The organism is Streptomyces sp. NPDC104202 (assembly GCF_055584185.1).
On the sequence record NZ_JBVJMN010000021.1, the window covers coordinates 50,416 to 71,926 of the forward strand.

21 protein-coding genes and 1 tRNA gene are annotated in these 21,511 nt (G+C 72.7%); 15 read left to right on the forward strand and 7 right to left on the reverse strand.

What is annotated here, in order from left to right; genetic code table 11:
• Positions 1 to 191 precede the first annotated feature (191 nt).
• On the reverse strand, positions 192 to 1,013 hold the full coding sequence (locus ACZ60W_RS16195; RefSeq protein WP_469755957.1) for a glycerophosphodiester phosphodiesterase: 822 nt from the start codon (positions 1,011 to 1,013) through the stop codon (positions 192 to 194).
• Positions 1,014 to 1,219: 206 nt separating this feature from the next.
• Between ACZ60W_RS16195 and ACZ60W_RS16200 the strand changes: the two genes are divergently transcribed.
• The 14 genes from ACZ60W_RS16200 (at position 1,220) to ACZ60W_RS16265 (ending at position 15,169) form a co-directional block, all read left to right on the forward strand.
• A complete protein-coding gene (locus ACZ60W_RS16200) occupies positions 1,220 to 2,758 on the forward strand; it encodes a S1C family serine protease (protein ID WP_469755958.1) in 1,539 nt (512 codons plus the stop codon).
• A gap of 132 nt (positions 2,759 to 2,890) precedes the next feature.
• Positions 2,891 to 2,975 (forward strand) — tRNA-Ser (locus ACZ60W_RS16205).
• 300 nt (positions 2,976 to 3,275) lie between these two features.
• Entirely contained in the window at positions 3,276 to 4,550 is a 1,275-nt protein-coding gene (locus tag ACZ60W_RS16210) for a M23 family metallopeptidase (protein WP_469755959.1), read from the forward strand.
• A 100-nt stretch (positions 4,551 to 4,650) separates the two neighbouring features.
• Positions 4,651 to 4,848 (forward strand): antitoxin, encoded by a 198-nt coding sequence (locus ACZ60W_RS16215; RefSeq protein ID WP_469755960.1) that lies wholly within the window; start codon positions 4,651 to 4,653, stop codon positions 4,846 to 4,848.
• Positions 4,849 to 5,006: 158 nt separating this feature from the next.
• Positions 5,007 to 5,522 carry an O-acetyl-ADP-ribose deacetylase gene (locus ACZ60W_RS16220; protein ID WP_469755961.1) on the forward strand — a complete coding sequence of 172 codons (516 nt, stop codon included), beginning with the start codon at positions 5,007 to 5,009 and terminating at the stop codon, positions 5,520 to 5,522.
• Positions 5,523 to 5,934: 412 nt separating this feature from the next.
• Positions 5,935 to 6,240, forward strand: a complete 306-nt coding sequence (locus tag ACZ60W_RS16225; RefSeq protein WP_469755962.1) for a hypothetical protein — start codon at positions 5,935 to 5,937, stop codon at positions 6,238 to 6,240.
• A gap of 180 nt (positions 6,241 to 6,420) precedes the next feature.
• Positions 6,421 to 7,587 carry an acyl-CoA dehydrogenase family protein gene (locus tag ACZ60W_RS16230; protein WP_469755963.1) on the forward strand — a complete coding sequence of 389 codons (1,167 nt, stop codon included), beginning with the start codon at positions 6,421 to 6,423 and terminating at the stop codon, positions 7,585 to 7,587.
• Positions 7,584 to 8,525: a bifunctional MaoC family dehydratase N-terminal/OB-fold nucleic acid binding domain-containing protein gene (locus tag ACZ60W_RS16235; RefSeq protein WP_469755964.1), complete on the forward strand. Its 942-nt coding sequence runs from the start codon at positions 7,584 to 7,586 to the stop codon at positions 8,523 to 8,525. The genes ACZ60W_RS16230 and ACZ60W_RS16235 overlap by 4 nt, the downstream gene beginning before the upstream one ends.
• A gap of 1 nt (position 8,526) precedes the next feature.
• Positions 8,527 to 9,582 (forward strand): acyl-CoA dehydrogenase family protein, encoded by a 1,056-nt coding sequence (locus tag ACZ60W_RS16240; RefSeq protein ID WP_469755965.1) that lies wholly within the window; start codon positions 8,527 to 8,529, stop codon positions 9,580 to 9,582.
• Positions 9,579 to 9,962 carry a MaoC family dehydratase gene (locus tag ACZ60W_RS16245; protein ID WP_469755966.1) on the forward strand — a complete coding sequence of 128 codons (384 nt, stop codon included), beginning with the start codon at positions 9,579 to 9,581 and terminating at the stop codon, positions 9,960 to 9,962. The genes ACZ60W_RS16240 and ACZ60W_RS16245 overlap by 4 nt, the downstream gene beginning before the upstream one ends.
• On the forward strand, positions 9,959 to 11,125 hold the full coding sequence (locus tag ACZ60W_RS16250; RefSeq protein ID WP_469755967.1) for a lipid-transfer protein: 1,167 nt from the start codon (positions 9,959 to 9,961) through the stop codon (positions 11,123 to 11,125). The genes ACZ60W_RS16245 and ACZ60W_RS16250 overlap by 4 nt, the downstream gene beginning before the upstream one ends.
• A gap of 214 nt (positions 11,126 to 11,339) precedes the next feature.
• On the forward strand, positions 11,340 to 12,593 hold the full coding sequence (locus ACZ60W_RS16255; RefSeq protein WP_469755968.1) for a DUF1906 domain-containing protein: 1,254 nt from the start codon (positions 11,340 to 11,342) through the stop codon (positions 12,591 to 12,593).
• A 230-nt stretch (positions 12,594 to 12,823) separates the two neighbouring features.
• Positions 12,824 to 13,369, forward strand: a complete 546-nt coding sequence (locus ACZ60W_RS16260) for a SigE family RNA polymerase sigma factor (protein ID WP_469755969.1) — start codon at positions 12,824 to 12,826, stop codon at positions 13,367 to 13,369.
• Between the two features lie 147 nt (positions 13,370 to 13,516).
• Positions 13,517 to 15,169: a long-chain fatty acid--CoA ligase gene (locus tag ACZ60W_RS16265; protein ID WP_469755970.1), complete on the forward strand. Its 1,653-nt coding sequence runs from the start codon at positions 13,517 to 13,519 to the stop codon at positions 15,167 to 15,169.
• Between the two features lie 319 nt (positions 15,170 to 15,488).
• Here ACZ60W_RS16265 and ACZ60W_RS16270 read toward each other — a convergent pair whose 3' ends face one another.
• Positions 15,489 to 18,011, reverse strand: coding sequence for an ATP-dependent Clp protease ATP-binding subunit (locus ACZ60W_RS16270; protein ID WP_469755971.1), 2,523 nt, complete (start codon positions 18,009 to 18,011; stop codon positions 15,489 to 15,491).
• A 461-nt stretch (positions 18,012 to 18,472) separates the two neighbouring features.
• Here ACZ60W_RS16270 and ACZ60W_RS16275 point away from each other — a divergent pair, with 461 nt between their 5' ends.
• Positions 18,473 to 19,063 carry an SCO3374 family protein gene (locus ACZ60W_RS16275; RefSeq protein WP_469755972.1) on the forward strand — a complete coding sequence of 197 codons (591 nt, stop codon included), beginning with the start codon at positions 18,473 to 18,475 and terminating at the stop codon, positions 19,061 to 19,063.
• Here ACZ60W_RS16275 and ACZ60W_RS16280 read toward each other — a convergent pair.
• From ACZ60W_RS16280 to ACZ60W_RS16300, 5 genes are all read right to left on the reverse strand, one after another.
• Positions 19,042 to 19,374, reverse strand: coding sequence for a histone-like nucleoid-structuring protein Lsr2 (locus tag ACZ60W_RS16280; protein WP_469755973.1), 333 nt, complete (start codon positions 19,372 to 19,374; stop codon positions 19,042 to 19,044). The two genes, ACZ60W_RS16275 and ACZ60W_RS16280, sit on opposite strands and share 22 nt — an antisense overlap.
• Before the next feature lie 125 nt (positions 19,375 to 19,499).
• A complete protein-coding gene (locus tag ACZ60W_RS16285) occupies positions 19,500 to 20,045 on the reverse strand; it encodes an amino-acid N-acetyltransferase (RefSeq protein WP_469755974.1) in 546 nt (181 codons plus the stop codon).
• A 9-nt stretch (positions 20,046 to 20,054) separates the two neighbouring features.
• A complete protein-coding gene (locus ACZ60W_RS16290; RefSeq protein WP_469755975.1) occupies positions 20,055 to 20,474 on the reverse strand; it encodes a BlaI/MecI/CopY family transcriptional regulator in 420 nt (139 codons plus the stop codon).
• Positions 20,475 to 20,602: 128 nt separating this feature from the next.
• Positions 20,603 to 20,782 (reverse strand): hypothetical protein, encoded by a 180-nt coding sequence (locus ACZ60W_RS16295; RefSeq protein WP_469755976.1) that lies wholly within the window; start codon positions 20,780 to 20,782, stop codon positions 20,603 to 20,605.
• A 14-nt stretch (positions 20,783 to 20,796) separates the two neighbouring features.
• Positions 20,797 to 21,369 carry a hypothetical protein gene (locus ACZ60W_RS16300; protein ID WP_469756007.1) on the reverse strand — a complete coding sequence of 191 codons (573 nt, stop codon included), beginning with the start codon at positions 21,367 to 21,369 and terminating at the stop codon, positions 20,797 to 20,799.
• Between the last annotated feature and the right edge of the window lie 142 nt (positions 21,370 to 21,511).

A 21,511-nucleotide genomic window follows, 5' to 3' on the forward strand; every position in this document is an offset into this window, starting at 1 on the left:
TGTCCTGTGACGGGTGGGAAAGTTCAGGAGAACGAACGGGGAGAAGTACGGACATCGCCACGGTCACACCGTGAAGGCCACGTGACCCATGTCGCCCCGAAGGTCGTCACCCGGCGTCCCCGATGTCGCCACCCGGGCGGCGCGGGGCTGGTGGCCGGCGGGACGGCCGGTGTAGGCGGCGGTGTCCCGCGTCAGTCGCGGCCCAGCTGTGCCAGCACCTGCTTGGGGCGGTTGGTGATGATCGCGTCCACGCCCAGCCGCTCGCAGAGCTCGACGTCCTCCGCCTCGTCCACCGTCCAGACGTGGACCCGGTGGCCGGCCTTCTGGAGCCGGAGGATGACCGCCGGGTGGTGGCGGACGATCCGGATCGACGGACCGGCGATGCGCGCGCCCGCGGGGAGGCGCCCGTCGCGCAGGCGGGGCGTGACGAACTGGGCGAGCGAGACCGTGGGCAGCGTCGGCGAGGCCGCGGCGATCCGGTGCAGCGAACGGGCCGAGAAGCTCATGATCCGCACCGGGGACTCCTCCGGGGAGGCCGGCTCGTCCAGGCCGAACCGCTTCAGGAGCTGGAGCAGGCGCTCCTCGACCTGGCCCGCCCAGCGGGTCGGGTGCTTGGTCTCGATGGCCAGCTCGACCCGGCGCCCGGCGTCGGAGACCAGCTCCAGGAGGCGTTCCAGGGTGAGGACGGACGTGGAGCCGGGATCGCTCGTGTCGGGGCTCTCGCGGGACTCCTCCCGTCCCTTCCAGGTGCCGAAGTCCAGGGCCGCGAGATCGGCCAGCTCCAGCGCGGACACCGCGCCCCGGCCGTTGGAGGTGCGGTCGACGCGGCGGTCGTGGACGCAGACGAGATGGCCGTCGGCCGTGAGCCGGACGTCGCACTCCAGGGCGTCGGCGCCGTCCTCGATGGCCTTCACATAGGCGGCCAGGGTGTGTTCCGGTGCGTCCTCGGATGCTCCACGGTGGGCGACGACCTGGAGGGGGACGCTGTTCGGGTGCTGCCGTGCGTGAGTCACCGCGTCATGGTGCCATTGGCGGATGGCCCGGGGCACACCGGAGCATGTCCGTTCTGCCCTATATAAAGGAAGGGGGGTGAATGCACAGCTCCGCCTTACCGTGGCCTGACGTCCGGTGGGAAAAGCTGGTGCAGCACCCTGGAACCCGTAGTGACCAGTAGTGACCCGTAGGACCATCCCCGCGCAGTGAACGAGGAGAGCGAGCTGTGAGCACCGAGAACGAGGGCACGGCGGTTCCGGCGGACCCGGCTGCCCCGTCCGCCCCTCCCACGCCTCCCGTACCTCCGACGACCCCGCCGGCGACGCCCGAGACGGCTGCCGCCGGCACTCCCGCACCGGCTCCGGCCCCGTCTCCTGCCCCCGCGGAGTCCGAGCCGGCCCCGACGCAGACGCTGCCGCACACCCCGGCCCCGGGCGCGGCACCGGCGCACGCCCCCGAGCCGACCCCGGCGTACGCCTCCGACCCGACGCACGCCCCCGCACACCCCGAGGCGCACGCCCACGCCCAGGCCCACACCCCCGCCCCCGCCCCCGCGGCGGCGGGCGCCGGTGGCTGGCCGCCTCCCCCGCCCGCCGTCCCCGCCTGGGGCGCCCCGCCCCCGCCCGCCGCCCCCTCGGGCCGCAAGCGGACCGGTGGCGTCGTGGCGGCCGTCCTGGTGGCGGCGCTCGTCGCCGGCGGCATCGGCGGCGGCATCGGCTACTGGGCCGCCGAGCGCGGCGACGACCACGCCTTCGGCTCCACCACGGTCTCCTCGGGCGAGGCCCCGGCCTCCTTCAAGCGCGAGCCCGGCACCGTCGCCGCGGTGGCGGCGAAGGCGCTGCCGAGCGTCGTCACCATCCAGGCGAAGTCCGGCGGCGCCGAGGGCGAGGGCGGCACCGGCACCGGCTTCGTCTACGACCAGGAAGGCCACATCGTCACCAACAACCACGTGGTGGCGTCGGCGGCGGACGGCGGCACGCTGTCCGTGACCTTCTCCGACGGCAAGTCCTACGACGCGGAGGTCGTCGGCCGGGCCGAGGGCTACGACGTGGCCGTCCTCAAGCTGAAGGACGCCCCCAAGGGACTGACGCCGCTGCCGCTGGGCGACTCCGACAAGGTCGCCGTGGGCGACTCGACGATCGCGATCGGCGCGCCCTTCGGCCTGTCGAACACGGTGACCACGGGCATCATCAGCGCCAAGAACCGCCCGGTCGCCTCGGGCGACGGCGCCGGCGGCGGCAACTCGTACATGAGCGCCCTGCAGACCGACGCCTCGATCAACCCCGGCAACTCCGGCGGCCCCCTGCTCGACGCGAGCGGCGCCGTGATCGGCATCAACTCGGCCATCCAGTCGACCGGAAGCGGCTTCGGCCAGTCCCAGGCGGGCTCGATCGGCCTCGGCTTCGCGATCCCGGTCAACCAGGCCAAGAACGTGGCCCAGCAGCTGATCAGGACCGGCAAGCCGGTCTACCCGGTGATCGGTGCCACCGTGAACATGAACGGCAAGGGCACCGGCGCCACCATCGCCTCCCAGGGCGCCGGCGGCACCGCCCCCGTCACCCCCGACGGCCCCGCGGCCAAGGCGGGTCTGAAGGCGGGCGACGTCATCACCGGCTTCGACGGCCACCAGATCGACAGCGGCCCCACCCTCATCAGCGAGATCTGGACCCACAAGCCCGGGGACGCCGTGAAGGTGACCTACGAGCGCGACGGCAGGACGGCCACGGCCACCGTCACCCTCGGCGAGCGCACCGGCGACAGCTGACCCGGGACGATCACGGGCGGGCGAAGGGGACTTCGCCCTCCGTGCGACCCCGCCCGCGCCACCAGCCCTCACCGCGGCACCTCCTCAGCCGGTACGCTGTAGCCCGCTCCTCCCCGGGTGGGCCGGAGCGAGGGTGGGTTGCCCGAGCGGCCTAAGGGAACGGTCTTGAAAACCGTCGTGGCGCGAGTCACCGTGGGTTCAAATCCCACACCCACCGCTTGCAGGTCAGAGAAGTAGCAGGTCAGAGGGCGGGCCCCGGATTCCGGGGTCCGCCCTTCGCCGTGCACCCGGTCCGGCGCGTGCGTCCGGCCCGGTGGGGTCCGGAGGTGTCCCGGGCGCCCGGGTCTGCCCGAGGACGAGGCAGCGGTGGCCGGCGCGGCTGGACGGGTGGAGTTCGGCGCCCGCCTCCGGCGCCCTCCGTCCGGTGGGGCGTTCCGGCGGATTACATGGGCCTGCGCCTCTGCGCGGGGCGTGCCGGCGCCCCCCGGGGCCCGGGTCCGACGAACGAAAGAGCCCCATGGCAGAGCGCGACCCTCGCCACCGGACCGGCCGCCACCCCCTACGTCGTGGGCTCGCCGCCGCCGTGCTCGTGGCCGGCATGCTGGTGACCGCGGCGGCCCCCGGATACGGGACCGGCGGCCCCGCGCCGGCGCCCCGTGCGCAGTTCACGCCGTTGACGGCGGCCGTGATGACGGAGCCGACGCCGTTCGTCGCCACGGACGGCAGGACGCACCTCTCGTACGAACTGCTCGCCACGAGCGCGCTGTCCGGCTCCACGCCGGTGCGGCTCGACCGCGTCGACGTCCGGGACGCCCGCACGCACCGGGTCGTCGGCTCCCTGACCGGGCAGGCCCTGGCCCGGGCCGCGAATCCGGTGGGGGACCCCCTGCCGGGCGCGGACGGGTACACCCCGCCGCCCCCGGCGCCGACGCCGACCGTCATCCAGGGGTCACAGCAGTGGGTCGTCTGGCTCGACCTGGTCCTCGACCGCGGTCGGCGGGCGCCCGAGGTGCTCGAACACCATCTCTCGGGAGCGGTCCTGACCCCCGCCGGCGCCTCGCCCTTCGAGGAGACGGTGCAGACGACCCGGACCGACGACACCCCGCCGCTGAACCTGCGCCCGCCGGTCCGGCCCGGCACCTGGTACTCCAGTGAGTCGTGCTGCGGCAACACCCACCACCGGCGCGGCCTCGCTCCGATCAACGGCCGCTTCGACGTGCCGCAGCGGTTCGCGATCGACTGGTACCGGGTCGGCGCGCGGGGACAGACCTGGGAGGGCGATCCCGCGCGGCTCACCAGCTACCTGAGCTACCTCCAGCCCGTCGTCGCCTCCGCCGGCGGCCGGGTGGTGGAGGTCCAGGACGGGCTCCCGGACCAGCAGCCTCCGCACGCGCCGCCGGTCCCGCCGATCGAGGACACCGTCGGCAACCACGTCACGCTGGAGGTCGCGCCGGGCCGCTATCTGCTCTACGCCCACCTGAAGGCGGGTTCGCTCAGGGTCCGGGAGGGCGACCGGGTCGAGAGCGGCCGGATCCTCGGGCGGATCGGCAACAGCGGGAACTCCACCACGCCGCACCTGCACTTCCAGGTGACCACGACGCCCGAGTTCTTCCCGACCGACAGCCCGCCGTTCACCTTCCGGCAGTTCCGCGTCGTCGGCCACGTCGTCCCCCGGATCTGGGACGACAACCTGGGCCTGCAGCCCACCGGCGTCCTGCCGATCACGCCCTCGCCCTACGACGGCCCGCACCGCGCGCGGTACCCGCTCGACCGCGAGGTGCTGGAGTTCTGACCGGGACTCCGGCCCGGCCGTCCCCCGGGCTCTCCGAGATGCGGTGCGTGCGGGGTGCCGGGATGCTGGAGGGGCTGGTTATCGCGCTAGGAGGACCAGGATGTCTGTGTTGGACAAGCTCAAGGGGATGCTGAAGGGCCACGAGGACCAGGCCTCGAAGGGCATCGACAAGGCCGGCGACGCCGTCGACGGGAAGACCCAGGGCAAGTACAGCAGTCAGGTCGACACCGCCCAGGACAAGCTCAAGGAGCAGCTGGGAGGCACGGGCCAGGGTCCGGAGTCCCCTCCCCAGCAGTAGGACCGCGCCGTGCCCGCCGACGCGGGCCGGTGATGCCGAAGGGGCGCCCCGGGACGGTCCGGGGCGCCCCTCTCGCCGTCCCGCGCGGTAATCCGCCGGCGGGCGAGGGCCCGGCGTTGTTGAATGCGGCGGGAAGCGGGCGGAGGAAGGGGTCGGGCGTGGTGCGCATCGTGCTCGTGCGGGGGGACATCACGGCGGAGGCGGTGGACGCGGTGGTGAACGCCGCCAACTCCTCGCTGCTCGGCGGTGGCGGAGTCGACGGGGCCATCCACCGCAAGGGCGGCCCGGAGATCCTCGCCGCCTGCCAGGACCTGCGGCGCTCGCACTACGGCAAGGGGCTGCCGACCGGTCGGGCGGTGGCGACCACGGCGGGCCGGCTGCCGGCGCGGCACGTGATCCACACGGTGGGGCCGGTCTGGTCGCGGGACGAGGACCGCTCGGAGCTGCTGGCCTCGTGCTACCGCGCGTCGCTGCGGGCGGCGGACGAACTGGGGGACCGCACGGTCGCGTTCCCGGCGATCTCCACCGGCGTCTACGGCTGGCCGATGGAGGACGGTGCCCGGATCGCCGTGGAGACGGTGCGGGCGGCCCGTACCGAGGTGGAGGAGGTGCGTTTCGTGCTCTTCGACGCGCACGCGTACGCGGCTTTCGAGACGGCGCTGGGAGACCGCTAGGGCCTGTCACCGAACATCCGCTTCCTTTCGGTGAGCGTGCTCGAATTCCCCGCACGGGAGACGCGCCGGAGCGAACGGTCCGGGAGCGGGTCCGGCGTCGGGGCTGCCGGAACGCTTCCTCTCTTGCGGCGCACCGGTCGTGCCGACGTGGGTTCCGCCGTACCCCGATGAGCTGCGGCTTTCCTCGGAGTGCCGGGGTTTATCTGCTTGTCCTCACGCTTGCGGGGGAATAGGCAGCTCCGGGGTGGTTCGCCGGGATGTGCTGGGCAACTCTGGAGTCGCGACGTCGAGCAGAAAACGACCGGGGCGGCAGGCCGACTGCCTTGGACATGACCGTACTTCACAGCATTTCCGACCGCTTCTGAGCGGTTCCGTGCACAGCACCAGATTTCAGTTCCCGGAGGAACACATCATGGCAAGCATCCGCACCGCCCGCGTCCTCGCCGCTGCCGCCGCCCTGCCCCTCGCCGCCGCGCTCTTCGGCGGAGTGGCCCAGGCCGACAACGGAGGATTCGCGGACGACGGATCGAACACGAGCGTCGCCACGATCATCGGCAGCGGCGTCGGTGGCGACAACCACGGCAACTCGACCACGACGCAGCAGGTGGCGACCGGTTCCGGTGCCTCCAACCAGAACAACACCGCGAGCGTGAACGGCTCCGCCCTCACCCACATCAACCAGGCCAACGCGGTGGTCAACTTCCACCCGTGGTGGTGAGTCCGGCACGGCAGCCGGCCCGACGGGGGGCGTGACCGCGGTGTGAACGACGGCCCGCGCGGCGGTACTTCGGTACCGGCGTGCGGGCCGTCGGGCTGTTCGCGCGCCGCCGTGCTTGACAGCGGTCCTGAATCTGACGGACAGTCAGAAACCTCAGTCGTCCCACGGGAGGCCGTTGCCGTGCACCTCGCCCCGACCGAGCGGCAGCTGCGGCTGCGCGCCGAACTCCGCGCGTACTTCCGGGAGCTGATGCCCGACGGGCCCCCGCCGCACGACGACACCGGCGCCCAGCGCCGGCTGCTCCGCCGGATCGGCGCGGACGGCCTCCTGGGTCTCGGCTGGCCCGAGGAGTACGGGGGCCGGGGGCGCGGCCCCGACGAGCAGTTCGTCTTCTTCGACGAGGCGTACCGCGCCGGCGCACCCGTCTCGATGGTCACCCTCAACACCGTGGGCCCCACCTTGATGGCGTACGGGACGGAGGAGCAGAAGGCCGCGCTCCTGCCCGGCATCCTGCGCGGCGAGACCGTCTTCGCCATCGGCTACAGCGAGCCCGAGGCCGGCACCGACCTCGCCTCGCTGCGGACGCGGGCGGTCAGGGACGGCGACTCCTGGGTGATCGACGGCCAGAAGGTCTTCACCTCCAACGCGCAGAACGCCGACTGGATCTGGCTCGCCTGCCGCACCGACCCCGAAGCACCCCCGCACCGCGGCATCTCCCTCCTCCTCGTCCCCACCGACGCCTCCGGCTTCTCCTGGACCCCGATCGAGACCGTGGGCGGGCTGACGACGACGGCGACGCACTACGACGGGATCCGGGTCCCCGCGGGGAACCTCGTCGGTCCCGAGCACGGCGGCTGGGGGCTCATCACCAGCCAGCTCAACCACGAACGGGTGGCGCTCGCCGCGATCGGCATGCAGGCCGAGGACTTCTTCGCGGCCGTGCTCGACCGGGCACGTACCCCCGATCCGGTGACGGGCAGGCGTCGCATCGACGAGCCGTGGGTCCGGATCCGGGCCGCCGAAGCGCACGCCCGGCTGGCCGCGACACGCCTGCTGAACTGGCGTCTGGTGGGGGACGTGGGGGCCGGCCGACTGGCCCCGGGGGACGCGAGCGGAGTGAAGTTCGCGGGAACCGAATCGGCGGTGGAGGTGTATCGCATATGCCAGGAGATCGCGGGCGGGGCAGGGACGGTGCGAGCGGGATCGCCGGGGGAGTGCGACGGCGGTGAGCTGGAGCGCATGAACCGCGCCGCGCAGATCAACACCTTCGGGGGAGGGGTGAGCGAGGTGCAGCGCGAGATCGTCGCGAGGATGCGGCTCGGCATGAAGGGGAGGGGGCGGCGATGACCGGCACGGAGCGGGACGACCCGCTGTACGCCCGGCTCGTGGCCTACGAGGGCCGGCCGGCCGCCACGGCCGGCACCGGGAAGGACCCGGTCAACCTGCCCATGATCCGCCACTGGTGCGAGGCCATGGGCGACGACCACCCCGCCTACCGGGGGCCGGACGCCGTCGCGCCCCCGACGATGCTCCAGGCCTGGACGATGGGCGGCCTCTCGGGGCACACCGACCGCTCCGGGGCGTACGAGGAGCTGTCGGCGCTCCTCGACGGCGCCGGGTACACCTCGGTGGTCGCCACCGACTGCGAACAGGAGTACCTGAGGCCGCTGCGGCCGGGCGACGAGATCACCTTCGACGCCGTCATCGAGTCCGTCTCGCCGCGCAAGACCACCAGGCTGGGCACCGGCCACTTCGTCACGACCCGGATGGACGTACGGGCGGACGGCGAGCTCGCCGGCACCCACCGCTTCCGCATCCTCAAGTACGCCCCCGCCGCCCGGTCCGCGGGCACGGTCCCCCGGAGCGGGGAGGAGCGGCCCGCGGCACGGCGGCCGAGGCCCGTGGTCAACCGGGACAACGCCGGATTCTGGGAGGGGGTGGCCGCGCACCGCCTGCTCGTCCAGCGCTGCGCCGCCTGCGCGACCCTGCGCTTCCCCTGGCTGCCGGGGTGCGCCGACTGCGGCGCGCGGGAGTGGGACACGGTCGAGGCGAGCGGCGCCGGGACCGTCTTCTCGTACGTGGTGATGCACCACCCGTCCTTCCCGGCCTTCGACCCGCCGTACGCGGTGGGACTGGTCGAACTCGCCGAGGGCGTGCGGATGGTCAGCAACGTCGTGGGTGTGCCGTACGACAAGGTGCGGATCGGGATGCCGGTGCGGCTGGAGTTCCTGCGGGTCGACGAGGATCTCGAACTCCCCGTCTTCCGCGCGGAAGGGGAGGACTGACATGGACTTCACCCCCAGCGAGGAGCAGGAGGCGGCCCGGGAACTGGCCGGGCGGATCTTCGCCGACCTCTCCGGACACGAGCGGCTCAGAGCCGCCGGGACCGGCACCGACGCCGGGCTCTGGAAGGCGCTCTGCGCGGCCGGTCTCCCCGGCTCCGTCGAGGAGACCGGCCTGCTCGGCCTGGTCCTGCTCCTGGAGGAGCAGGGACGCGCCACGGCCCAGGTGCCGTTCGCCGCGAGCTGTGTGTACGGGATCCTCGCCGTCGCCCGCCACGGTACGGAGGAGCAGCGCGGCAGGCTGCTGCCCGGCCTCCGTGACGGGACGACGGTGGTGACGGGAGCCCTCCCGGCCTCCGGCACGGTCGCCGCGCGCGACGGGCGGCTCGACGGGACCGTGGAGTGGGTGCCGTGGCTCAGGGACGCCACCCACGTCCTCGTCCCGGACGAGGACCACGCCCTGTGGCTCGTCCGCACCGAGGACGCCGCACGGATCGAGGCGGTGGAGCTCACGGCGCCCTGGTCCGCCGGGCGGCTCGTCCTCGCCGGGGCGCCCGCCGAGCGGCTCGGAGCCACCGGACCGGGACCGGCCTCCGCGCCGGGCGCGGCGTACGCGGAGGTGCTCACGGCCGCCCGGATCGCCTTCGCCGGCCTCCAGGCCGGGGTCTGCGCCGGATCGCTGGCCAGGGCCGTGGCGCACACCTCGGTGCGGGAGCAGTTCGGCCGTCCGCTCGCCACGCACCAGGCGGTGCAACTGCGGGCCGCCGACGCGCACATGGACACGGAGGCCATCCGGGTCACGGCCTACGAGGCCGCGTGGCGGTTCGACGAGGGGCTGGACGCCACCGGGGCGGCCCTGACGGCCGCGTGGTGGGCCTCCGAGGCGGGAAAGCGGGTCGTGCACGCCGGACAGCACCTGCACGGCGGCACGGGCGCCGACCTCGACCACCCCGTCCACCGCCACTTCCTGTGGGGCCGGCAGCTCGACGCCTATCTGGGCTGCGGCACCGAACTCCTCGCCCGGCTCGGCGACCTGCTCGCGAAGGGGGACCCGTCATGAGGCCCGGGGACGAGCTGCCGCCGCTGCGCATCCCGATCACGCGCACCCTGATCGTCGCCGGGGCCGTCGCCTCGCGCGACTACCAGGACGTGCACCACGACGCCGAGCTGGCCCGCGAGAAGGGGTCCCCGGACATCTTCATGAACATCCTGACCACCAACGGGCTCGTCGGCCGGTACGTCACCGACCACTTCGGCCCCCGGGCCGTCCTGCGCAAGGTCGCCATCCGGCTCGGCGCCCCCAACCACCCGGGCGACACGATGGTCCTGACCGGCACGGTCACCGAGGTCGACGGGGACACGGTCGGCGTCCGGATCACCGGGGCCAACGGGCTCGGCCACCACGTCACCGGCACGGTCACCGTGGAGGTCGGCCGATGAGCCTGCGCCACCGGGACGGCCTCGGCGGCCGGGCGGCCGTCGTGGGCATCGGCGCGACCGAGTTCTCCAAGGACTCGGGCCGCAGCGAACTCTCCCTCGCCGTGGAGGCGGTGCGGGCGGCGCTCGACGACGCCGGCCTCACCCCGGGCGACGTCGACGGCCTGGTCACCTTCACCATGGACACCAACCCGGAGATCACCGTCGCCCAGGCGTCGGGGATCGGCGAGCTGGCGTTCTTCTCCCGCGTCCACTACGGCGGCGGGGCCGCCTGCGCCACCGTGCAGCAGGCCGCGCTGGCCGTCGCGGCCGGCGTCGCCGAGGTCGTCGTCTGCTACCGGGCGTTCAACGAGCGCTCCGGCCGCCGTTTCGGCTCCGGGGTCCAGCAGCGCGAGCCGTCCGCCGAAGGGGCGGCGCTCGGCTGGCAGCTGCCCTTCGGCCTGCTCACCCCGGCCTCCTGGGTCGCCATGGCCGCCCAGCGCTACCTCCACGCCTACGGGCTGACCCCGGACGCCTTCGGCCACGTCGCCGTCACCGACCGCCGGCACGCGGCCCGCAACCCCGCCGCCTACTTCCACGGGAAGCCGATCACCCTCGCGGACCACGCCGCCTCGCGCTGGATCGTCGAGCCGCTCCGGCTCCTCGACTGCTGCCAGGAGACGGACGGCGGCCAGGCGATCGTCGTGACCACCGTCGAGCGCGCCCGCGACCTGCCCCATCCGCCCGCGGTGGTCCTCGCGGCGGCGCAGGGGGCCGGACGCCGGCAGGAGGCCATGACCAGCTTCTACCGGGACGACCTCACCGGGCTGCCGGAGACGGGTGTGGTGGCCCGTCAGCTGTGGCGGACGTCCGGACTGGCGCCGAGCGACATCGACGTGGGCATCCTCTACGACCACTTCACCCCCTTCGTGCTGATGCAGCTGGAGGAGTTCGGCTTCTGCGGCCCGGGGGAGGCCGCCGACTTCGTCGCGGCCGACGCGCTCCCGCTGAACACCCACGGAGGCCAGCTCGGCGAGGCGTACCTGCACGGCATGAACGGCATCGCGGAAGCCGTGCGCCAGCTGCGGGGCACCTCCGTGAACCAGGTCTCCGGCGCCGCCCGGACCCTCGTGACGGCGGGGACGGGGGTTCCCACGTCCGGGTTGATCCTGGGCTCGGACGGCTGAGGCGACGGCCCCTGCGGTGGCCGGGCGGCGCGGGCGGTTCTTCACTCGCGCCATGAGCAACCCCACCTGGCCACCCGGCCCGCCCGTCCCTCCGCGCCCGCAGGGAACGGTCTCCGAAGCGCCCCCGGCAACCCTTCCGCTCCCGTCGCCGCCCCTCCCTCCCTCGCCTCCCCCTCCTCGGCGCCCGCACCCGGCCGCCCGGGTGCGGGCCGCGGTGGCCGCCCTGGCGGCGGGGGTGGCCGGGGCGGCGCTCCTCACCGCCCCGGGGCCGGCCAGCGAGGGCCCCCGGCCGGGAGACGCCCGGACCCTGGCCGGAGCCCCCGCCGCCGTATCCCCGGCTCCCGGAGCCCCCGCCGCGGAGGGGTCCGCCGCCGGTGAGCCCACGTGGTTCGAGGGCCGGGCGTTCGACACCTGCGAGGCGCCGTCCCTCGCGGTGATGGAGGCGTGGCGCGGGTCGCCGTACGGGGCCGTGGGGATCTACATCGGTGGGCGGGGCCGCGGCTGCCCCGTGCAGCGGGAGCTCACCGGCGCGTGGGTCGCCTCGGTGCACGCGATGGGCTGGCGGCTGCTGCCCCTCTTCGTCGGCTCCCAGGCGCCGTGCGTCATCGCCCCCGCCAAGCGGCCGTTCGCCATCGGCTCGACCCCCTGGAGCCAGGGCACCGGGGAGGCGGCCGAGGCGGTGCGGGCCGCGAGGTCCCTCGGGCTGGCCGAGGGGAGCCCGCTCTACCTCGACATCGAGAGCTACCGCCGTGAGGACGCGGGCTGCGCGGCGACCACCCTCTCCTTCGTCCGCGCCTGGAACCGGGAGGTCCGACGCCTCGGCTACGTCCCCGGCTTCTACGGAAGCGCCGATTCGGGCGTGCAGGACATCGAGCGGGCGCGGCGGGCGGGCACCCAGGACATGCCGGCCGTGATGTGGTTCGCACGCTGGAACGGCCGGCCCGCACCGGACTCGGAGTCCACGCTGCACCCGCAGGCGTGGACGCCGCACGCCCGGATCCACCAGTACGCGGGAGACGTCGCCGAGTCGTACGGCGGTCGGCGCCTCATGATCGACCGCAACGCCGTCGACGCGCCGGTCGCCCGCCCCGCCGTCAGGACCGTCACCGGCACCGCCGCCTCGGCGGCGGCAGCCTCCGCCCCCAAGCCGACGGCCACGCCCAAGCCGACGGCCACGCCGAAGCCGAGCGTCACGCCCCGGCCCACGGCCACGCCGATGCCGATGCCGACGCCGACGCCGACGCCGACGTCCGCGAATCCGACGCCCGCCCCCGACCCGACGGTCCCGCCCACCCCGACGCCCCCGCCCGCCCCGACCGTCCCACCCGCCCCTCCGGCCCTCCCCGAGCCGCCGGCGGTGCTTCTCCCCGCCGCCCCGTCCGAACCGGTGTCCGTGCCCTTCCCGCCGGCTCCGGCCGAGCCGGCGTCCGTACCCCTTCCGTCGCCCGTGTCCCCGACGTCGCGCTGACCGCGTACGACACGGGCGCCCGGCCGTTCCCACCCCGAGAGGGTCCCGGCCGCGTCCGGGCCCGGGGCCTGCGGAGCCCGGCCGCGGGACCCGGCGACCCTGAGGCGTAGGGAGGGGGGCCTCTCCACCCAGAGGAGGTGGAGGTGTCCCCCTCCCTACAACCTGAGGCGGACCGGGGTTCGGGACCTGGGGCCGATCCGCGGGGGACGGTCCGCTCCTAGCGTGGAGTCATGACTCCGCCACCCTCTGGCCCCGTCTGCGCCGGTGCCTCGCAGTACGCGTCGTACCCGACCTTCTCCTCGTACGTGAGGGCGCGCGGGCCCGTGCTCCTGCGCACCGCACGCTCGCTGACCGCGAACCCGTCGGACGCCGAGGACCTCCTCCAGACCGCGCTCACCAAGACCTACATGGCCTGGGAGCGGATCGAGGACCACCGGGCGCTGGACGGCTACGTCCGCCGCGCGCTGCTGAACACGCGCACGTCGCAGTGGCGCAAGCGGAAGGTCGACGAGGTCGTCTGCGAGGAGCTGCCGGAGCCGGTGGGGCTGCCGGCGCCGGACCCGGCCGAGCGGCAGGCGCTGCACGATGCGATGTGGCGGGCGGTGCTGAAGCTGCCCGAGCGGCAGCGGCAGATGGTGGTGCTGCGGTACTACGAGGACCTGAGCGAGGCGCAGACCGCCGAGGTGCTCGGGGTGTCGGTCGGCACGGTGAAGAGCGCGGTGTCCCGGGCGCTCGGCAAGCTCCGCGAGGACCCGGAGCTGACGCCCGTTCGGTAGCGAAATCCTCCCTTCGCGGCCGGTCGGGGCGCTCGCGCCAGCGATCACTGGCAATTTCCGTACTCCGGGGTAGTGACATACCGCGCGGTATGTGCGCAGAATCGCCACACCCTTTCTGCCACGTAGCGCCCACCGGGAGGACGCCCCGTGTACAGCACCATGCAGGACGTACAGCTGACCGTGAGCCGCATCCTCAAGCACGGGATGACGATCCACGGGAAGTCCACCATCACCACCTGGACGGGCGAGCCCGAGCCGCACCGCCGCACGTTCGCGGAGGCCGGCGCCCGCGCGCACCAGCTGGCCAACGCCCTGCGCGACGAACTCGGCGTGACCGGCGACCAGCGCGTCGCCACCCTCATGTGGAACAACTCCGAGCACGTCGAGGCGTACTTCGCGATCCCGTCCATGGGCGCGGTCCTCCACACGCTCAACCTCCGTCTGCCCCCCGAGCAGCTGGTGTGGATCGTCAACCACGCGGCCGACCGGGTCGTGATCGTGAACGGCTCCCTGCTGCCCCTCCTCGCCCCGCTCCTCCCGCACCTCCCGACGGTCGAGCACGTCGTGGTCGCTGGCCCCGGCGACCGCTCGGTCCTGGACGGCGCGGCGCCGCGCGTGCACGACTACGAGGAGCTCATCGCGGGCCGCCCGACCACGTACGACTGGCCGGAGCTGGACGAGCGTTCGGCCGCCGCCATGTGCTACACCTCCGGCACCACCGGGGACCCCAAGGGCGTCGTCTACTCCCACCGCTCGATCTACCTGCACTCCATGCAGGTCAACATGGCCGAGTCGATGGGCCTCACCGCGAAGGACACGACCCTGGTCGTCGTCCCGCAGTTCCACGTCAACGCCTGGGGCCTGCCGCACGCCACCTTCATGACCGGCATCAACATGCTCATGCCGGACCGTTTCCTCCAGCCCGCGCCGCTCGCCGAGATGATCGAGCGCGAGAAGCCGTCGCACGCCGCCGCCGTCCCCACCATCTGGCAGGGCCTGCTCGCCGAGGTCACCGCCAACCCCCGTGACCTGTCCTCGATGACCCAGGTCACCATCGGCGGCGCGGCCTGTCCGCCCTCCCTCATGGAGGCGTACGACCGGCTCGGCGTCCGCCTCTGCCACGCCTGGGGCATGACCGAGACCTCCCCGCTGGGCACGATGGCCCACCCGCCGGCCGGGCTCACGGCCGAGGAGGAGTGGCCCTACCGGGTCACCCAGGGCCGCTTCCCCGCCGGTGTCGAGGCACGGCTCGTCGGCCCCGGCGGCGAGCACCTGCCCTGGGACGGCGAGTCGGCGGGCGAGCTGGAGGTGCGCGGCACCTGGATCGCGGGCTCGTACTTCGGCGGCATCGGCGCCGAGGACATCCGTCCGGCCGACAAGTTCAGCGAGGACGGCTGGCTGAAGACCGGTGACGTCGGCGTGATCAGCCCCGACGGCTACCTGACCCTCACCGACCGGGCGAAGGACGTCATCAAGTCGGGCGGCGAGTGGATCTCCAGCGTCGAGCTGGAGAACGCCCTCATGGCCCACCCGGCCGTCGCCGAGGCCGCGGTCGTCGCGGTGCCGGACGAGAAGTGGGGCGAGCGCCCGCTGGCGACCGTCGTCCTCAAGGACGGCGAGACGGCGGACTACGAGACCCTGCGGGCGTTCCTCGCCGACGAGGGCGGCATCGCCAAGTGGCAGCTCCCGGAGCGCTGGGCGATCGTGCCGGCGGTGCCGAAGACGAGCGTCGGCAAGTTCGACAAGAAGGTCATCCGCCGGCAGTACGCGGAGGGCGGCCTGGAGGTCACCGAGCTGTAGCGGACCGGGGGGCACCGGCCGGACCGGACTGGACCGGCCGGTGCCGGCACGGGGGGGGGGGGGGGGGGGGGGGGCCCCCCCCCCCCCCCCCCCCCGCCCCCTTGTTTCGACCCTCTCCCGCGGAGCGCAACCCCACCACCCAACCCCCCTCCCTTTTTGACGCCCCCTCCAAGAAAAAAAAACCCCCCCCCCCCCCCCCCCCCCCCCCTCTCCTCCGACACGGGCAAAAAGGGGGGGGGGGGGCCCCCCCCCCCCTCCCCTCTTCCCCCCCCCCCCCCCCCCCCCCCCCCCCCCCCCCCCCCCTTCGTACTGCGGTGCCTTACGCGTCCTTCGAGAGGTTCGGGCCCGCTCCGCCCGAGGTCTCGATCGGCGGAGCGTCCGGCAGGGCCGTCTTCTCCTCGCCGCGGAAGGTGAACGCGCGCTCCTCGCCGTCGCCCTCCGTGTCCACGACCACGATGTGACCGGGGCGCAGGTCGCCGAAGAGGATCTTCTCCGACAGCGTGTCCTCGATCTCGCGCTGGATCGTCCGGCGGAGCGGACGGGCGCCGAGCACCGGGTCGTAACCCTTCTTGGCGAGCAGCTCCTTCGCGGACTGGGAGAGCTCGATGCCCATGTCCCGGTCCTTGAGGCGCTCGTCGACGCGACCGATCATCAGGTCGACGATCTGGAGGATGTCGTCCTGCGTCAGCTGCGGGAAGACGATGATGTCGTCCACACGGTTGAGGAACTCGGGGCGGAAGTGCTGCTTCAGCTCGTCGCTGACCTTCGCCTTCATCCGCTCGTAGTTGGACTTCGTGTCGCCCTGGGCGGCGAAGCCCAGGTTGAAGCCCTTCGAGATGTCCCGGGTCCCGAGGTTGGTGGTCATGATGATCACCGTGTTCTTGAAGTCCACGACCCGGCCCTGGGAGTCGGTCAGGCGACCGTCCTCCAGGATCTGGAGAAGGGAATTGAAGATATCGGGGTGGGCCTTCTCGACCTCGTCGAAGAGGACGACGGAGAACGGCTTGCGGCGCACCTTCTCGGTGAGCTGGCCGCCCTCTTCGTAGCCGACGTATCCGGGCGGCGAACCGAAGAGACGGGAAACCGTGTGCTTCTCGCTGAACTCCGACATGTCGAGGGAGATCATCGCGTCCTCGTCGCCGAAGAGGAATTCGGCGAGCGCCTTCGAAAGCTCGGTCTTACCGACACCGGACGGACCGGCGAAGATGAACGAGCCGCCGGGACGCTTCGGGTCCTTCAGGCCGGCACGGGTACGGCGGATGGCCCGCGAGAGGCCCTTGACCGCGTCCTTCTGCCCGATGACGCGCTTGTGGAGCTCGTCCTCCATGCGGAGCAGGCGGCTGGACTCCTCCTCGGTCAGCTTGAAGACCGGGATGCCGGTGGCGGTCGCGAGGACCTCGGCGATCAGCTCGCCGTCGACCTCGGCGACGACGTCCATGTCGCCGGCCTTCCACTCCTTCTCGCGCTTGGCCTTCGCGGCGAGGAGCTGCTTCTCCTTGTCGCGGAGCGAGGCGGCCTTCTCGAAGTCCTGCGAGTCGATCGCGGACTCCTTGTCGCGGCGGACGCCGGCGATCTTCTCGTCGAACTCGCGGAGGTCCGGCGGCGCGGTCATCCGGCGGATGCGCATCCGGGAGCCGGCCTCGTCGATCAGGTCGATCGCCTTGTCCGGGAGGAAGCGGTCCGAGATGTACCGGTCGGCCAGGGTCGCGGCCTGGACGAGGGCCTCGTCGGTGATGGAGACCCGGTGGTGGGCCTCGTACCGGTCGCGCAGACCCTTGAGGATCTCGATGGTGTGCGGCAGCGACGGCTCGGCGACCTGGATGGGCTGGAAGCGGCGCTCGAGGGCCGCGTCCTTCTCCAGGTACTTGCGGTACTCGTCCAGCGTGGTCGCACCGATGGTCTGGAGCTCACCGCGGGCCAGCATCGGCTTGAGGATGCTGGCGGCGTCGATCGCGCCCTCGGCGGCACCCGCACCCACGAGGGTGTGGAGCTCGTCGATGAACAGGATGATGTCGCCGCGGGTGCGGATCTCCTTGAGGACCTTCTTCAGGCGCTCCTCGAAGTCACCGCGGTAGCGGGAGCCGGCGACCAGCGCGCCGAGGTCCAGGGTGTAGAGGTGCTTGTCCTTCAGCGTCTCGGGCACCTCGCCCTTGACGATGGCCTGCGCGAGGCCCTCGACGACGGCGGTCTTGCCGACGCCGGGCTCGCCGATGAGCACCGGGTTGTTCTTGGTGCGGCGGGACAGCACCTGCATGACCCGCTCGATCTCCTTCTCGCGCCCGATGACCGGGTCGAGCTTGGATTCGCGGGCCGCCTGGGTGAGGTTGCGGCCGAACTGGTCGAGGACCAGGGACGTCGAGGGCGTGCCCTCGGCAGGACCGCCGGCCGTGGCGGCTTCCTTGCCCTGGTAGCCGGAGAGCAGCTGGATGACCTGCTGACGCACCCGGTTGAGGTCGGCACCCAGCTTCACGAGGACCTGGGCGGCGACGCCCTCGCCCTCGCGGATCAGGCCGAGCAGGATGTGCTCGGTGCCGATGTAGTTGTGGCCGAGCTGGAGGGCCTCGCGGAGCGAGAGCTCCAGGACCTTCTTGGCACGAGGGGTGAAGGGGATGTGCCCGGACGGGGCCTGCTGGCCCTGGCCGATGATCTCCTCCACCTGCTGGCGGACCGCCTCGAGCGAAATCCCGAGGCTCTCCAGGGCCTTAGCGGCGACACCCTCACCCTCGTGGATAAGGCCCAGAAGGATGTGCTCGGTGCCGATGTAGTTGTGGTTGAGCATCCGGGCTTCTTCCTGAGCCAGGACGACAACCCGCCGCGCGCGGTCGGTGAACCTCTCGAACATCGTTAATCGCTCCTCAGAGCGGTCAGTCAGTTAGGGGTCGATCCCCTCCCTGTCCTTCCGCAGCTTAGTCCCGCAAGCGGGGACCGCTCATTCCAACTGCCGACATCCGTCCGGATCACCCCCTCTTCCGCGGGGAGACCTGCTGCCGAACAGCCGACAAATGCTCCAACCCGATGGTGCGAGACGATGTTCCCGCAGGCCAAGTAGTTACCCGCGCCATCAGTACGCCGATGGCGAACGTGAGACGCCGAAGCCCGCGAGTCGCCCCTCTCCACTAGGAATGTCTTACCCGTAAGGACGGACACTCCATGCGGCACACCCCGGTTCCCTCCGCTACCAGCGAACACCCTTGCGCGGTCGAATGCACTCGTACGCCCCATCCCGGACACATTGCGCGACCGGGAGGGGACGCGGTGTCACGGCGGGCGTAACCAACACGCCCCCGCGGGAGTTCCCCGGACATGACCCTCACCGTCCCGCTGCCCCGCTCGCCGATCGACGGCGGCGCCGCGCGGTGGTACGAGGACGAGCTCGGCTGGGCGACGGTGGCGGGTCCGCCGGTCCGGCTGGTCACGGGGCTGAGGTTCGACGTCCTGGAGCTGCCCGCCGCGGCCGGCCGCGGCGTCCTGCGCCGACTGGGCGCGGCGACGGGTCCGGTGGCCCTGGCGGGGGGCCGGATGCGGCTGCTCGTGGCCGCCGGGAGCGCCGAGGAGCTCCCCGGACTGCTCGACTGGCTGGAGTGGGGCGGGATCTCACTGGATCTCGCCGCGCTGGGCGCCGACGGCCGGATGACCGCGCCCCTTCCCCCGGGGCGGGGCGGTTCCGGCGCGCCGGGCGCCGCGGTGTGGCTGCGGCCCCCCGTGCCGGGGCGCGAGGTGGAGTCCTCGCTGCCGGCCCTGCGGTCCGCTCCCTGGGGCGGTGCGGATGCCCCGTGTCTGGTGCGGCTCGTGGCCGCCGCCGCCGCGGAGTGCCACCGGGTGCGGCTGCTGAGTGCCCGGTCGGGTGGGCCGGCGGCTCAGCAGCTGTCGCCTCAGCGGTTCGCGTCCTCGTAGGCCGCCTTGACGGTGGCGGGCACGCGGCCGCGGTCGTTCACGTCGTAGCCGTTCTCCTTGGCCCACGCGCGGATCTTCGCGGTGTCGGGGCTGCCGGCCGCGACACGCGCCTTGCCGCGTCCGCCGGTGGTGCGGCCACCGGTGCGACGGCCGCCCGCGGTGTACGGCTCCAGCAGGCCGCGGAGCTTTTCGGCGTTGGCGGTGGTGAGGTCGATCTCGTAGGTCTTCCCGTCCAGCGCGAACGTCACCGTCTCGTCCGCTTCGACGCCGTCGAGGTCGTCGACAAGAAGGACCTGAACCTTCTGTGCCACCGGATTTCCTTTCATCGAAAATGCAGTACGCGGAAAGGAAACCGCTTTTCCGGGAAAAACACAAACCCCTGGGAGAGGTTCAGAAGCCCGGCAACGCGGGAAACGTGCGCGATTCGGACATAGGGCTACAGGTGCAGAAGCATCCGGCTGTTGCCCAAGGTGTTCGGCTTCACTCGTTCGAGACCGAGGAACTCGGCGACTCCCTCGTCATAGGAACGCAGGAGCTCGCTGTAGACATCTCCGTCGACGGGGGTCTCGCCGATCTCGACGAAGCCGTGCTTCGCGAAGAAGTCGACTTCGAAGGTCAGGCAGAATAGCCGCCGCACGCCGAGCCATCGGGCCGTGTGCAACAACTTGTCGAGCACCTGATGTCCGACGCCGGCTCCCTTGAACTCCGGATCGACGGCGAGAGTGCGGACTTCGGCGAGGTCTTCCCACATGACGTGGAGGGCGCCGCAGCCGACGACGGTGGCGTCCTCGTCGCGTTCCGCGACCCAGAACTCCTGGATGGACTCGTAAAGGGTCACGGTCGCCTTGTCGAGCAGGATCCCGCGCCGGACGAAAGGGTCGACGAGTCGGCGGACCGCGGCGACATCACTGGTGCGGGCCCTGCGAACGGTGACGGCTTTGGCGGAGGCCGCGGAAGCGGCCGGGGAGGCAGACGGCGACATGGGGGGACGCTATCGCTCCCGGCCCTCCGCGCGGTCGGCGCCCTCCCCGGGCGCCGGGGGGAGCGGCGTGTCCCGCTGGACGATTCGGATGGCGTCGTTCAGGGCTTCGCGCTGGTCCTGCGACATCATCCCGAAGAAGGCGACGAGAGCGGCGGCCGGGTTGTCGCTCTGGGCCCATGCCTCGTTCATCAGGGCGGCCGAGTAGGCGGCCCGGGTGGAGACCGCGGTATATCGATAGGCGCGGCCTTCGACTTCCCGGCGCACCCAGCCCTTCTGATGGAGATTGTCCATGACCGTCATGACGGTCGTGTAGGCGATGGACCGTTCCTGCTGGAGGTCCTCGAGAACTTCCCGGACGGTCACCGGGCGGTTCCATTGCCAGACGCGGGTCATGACGGCGTCTTCGAGCTCTCCCAAAGGACGGGGCACAACGTCACCTTAGTGCGCAAAAGCCCAGAGAGCGGTCATTGAAGGAAGCAAACTGACAAAAAGGACGTGCAACCTCGAAAGGTCGCACGTCCCGGTGGTGCGGCGGCCGCCCCGGAGGGCGGCGGTGCTCAGGCGGCGGGGGTGCCGTCCGCCTGGCGGGCGGCCTCGGCGCGGGCGAGGGCGGCGTCGACGACCGCGTCCTCCTTGGCCTTGTTCGGGCCGCCCTGGCTCTTGACGATCGTGACGACGAGGCCGATGAAGAAGGCGGCCATCACGACGGGGGGCAGGAGCGCGGATACGTAGTCCATGCCGACCAGAGTAGCTATCCGGCGACCCGTTCCTCGGGCGGGGGCGGGGGTACGGGCCGCCGGCGCGGCGGGAAGACCTCGGAGGGCTTGGGCACCGGGCGCTCGGCCGGCGCCGGCGGGGTCGGCTTGGGCTCGTCGGCCGCAGCGCGCCCGCCGGGGAGCGCCATCAGCCGCGCCCGCGGGGCGCCGGCCGGGGTGGAGACGGTGGCCTGGGAGACCCGGGCCAGGCGGGCCCGTACGGAGCGCTCGGCCAGGACCTGGCAGCGGGCGAGGAGCCCGGCGGCGGCCGGGTTGCTCCGCAGGGCGCGCAGGGCGGCGAGGTCGTCGGCTCCCGGGTCGTACCCGGCGGCCAGCGCCTCGCGCAGCCGCTCCAGATAGCCGCCGAGCGACCCCGGCAGCGCGTGGCGGTAGCGGGTCAGGTCGTCCAGGAGGAAGGCGCGCAGCCGGCCGGCCTCGCGCACGGCCTCGTCCACGGATGCGGCCAGGCGCAGGCAGTCCTGGACGTCCTCGTCCTGAAGGGGGGCGGGGTGCAGGGCGGTGGCGAGGGCGCGACGCAGGACGCGCAGCTCGTCCGCGCTGAACGCCATGCCGCCGCGGGATCCGTATGGCGTGGGCATGGGCCGACACTACGCGCTAATCGGACAATTTTCTCTTAGCGATCATTCCGACGCGCCGGAGGGGGCCCCGGCCGGCGGCCTCCTGCGTACCGGGCCGGACGGAGCGCCGCCG

Excerpts from the sequence above, each read along its gene's own strand:
- ACZ60W_RS16210 (WP_469755959.1), top strand. The coding sequence starts at position 3,276 with ATGGCAGAGCGCGACCCTCGCCACCGGACCGGCCGCCACCCCCTACGT.
- ACZ60W_RS16215 (WP_469755960.1), top strand. The coding sequence starts at position 4,651 with ATGTCTGTGTTGGACAAGCTCAAGGGGATGCTGAAGGGCCACGAGGAC.
- ACZ60W_RS16225 (WP_469755962.1), top strand. The coding sequence starts at position 5,935 with ATGGCAAGCATCCGCACCGCCCGCGTCCTCGCCGCTGCCGCCGCCCTG.
- ACZ60W_RS16235 (WP_469755964.1), top strand. The coding sequence starts at position 7,584 with ATGACCGGCACGGAGCGGGACGACCCGCTGTACGCCCGGCTCGTGGCC.
- ACZ60W_RS16240 (WP_469755965.1), top strand. The coding sequence starts at position 8,527 with ATGGACTTCACCCCCAGCGAGGAGCAGGAGGCGGCCCGGGAACTGGCC.
- ACZ60W_RS16245 (WP_469755966.1), top strand. The coding sequence starts at position 9,579 with ATGAGGCCCGGGGACGAGCTGCCGCCGCTGCGCATCCCGATCACGCGC.
- ACZ60W_RS16250 (WP_469755967.1), top strand. The coding sequence starts at position 9,959 with ATGAGCCTGCGCCACCGGGACGGCCTCGGCGGCCGGGCGGCCGTCGTG.
- ACZ60W_RS16260 (WP_469755969.1), top strand. The coding sequence starts at position 12,824 with ATGACTCCGCCACCCTCTGGCCCCGTCTGCGCCGGTGCCTCGCAGTAC.
- ACZ60W_RS16270 (WP_469755971.1), bottom strand. The coding sequence starts at position 18,011 with ATGTTCGAGAGGTTCACCGACCGCGCGCGGCGGGTTGTCGTCCTGGCT.
- ACZ60W_RS16275 (WP_469755972.1), top strand. The coding sequence starts at position 18,473 with ATGACCCTCACCGTCCCGCTGCCCCGCTCGCCGATCGACGGCGGCGCC.
- ACZ60W_RS16285 (WP_469755974.1), bottom strand. The coding sequence starts at position 20,045 with ATGTCGCCGTCTGCCTCCCCGGCCGCTTCCGCGGCCTCCGCCAAAGCC.
- ACZ60W_RS16295 (WP_469755976.1), bottom strand. The coding sequence starts at position 20,782 with ATGGACTACGTATCCGCGCTCCTGCCCCCCGTCGTGATGGCCGCCTTC.
- ACZ60W_RS16300 (WP_469756007.1), bottom strand. The coding sequence starts at position 21,369 with ATGGCGTTCAGCGCGGACGAGCTGCGCGTCCTGCGTCGCGCCCTCGCC.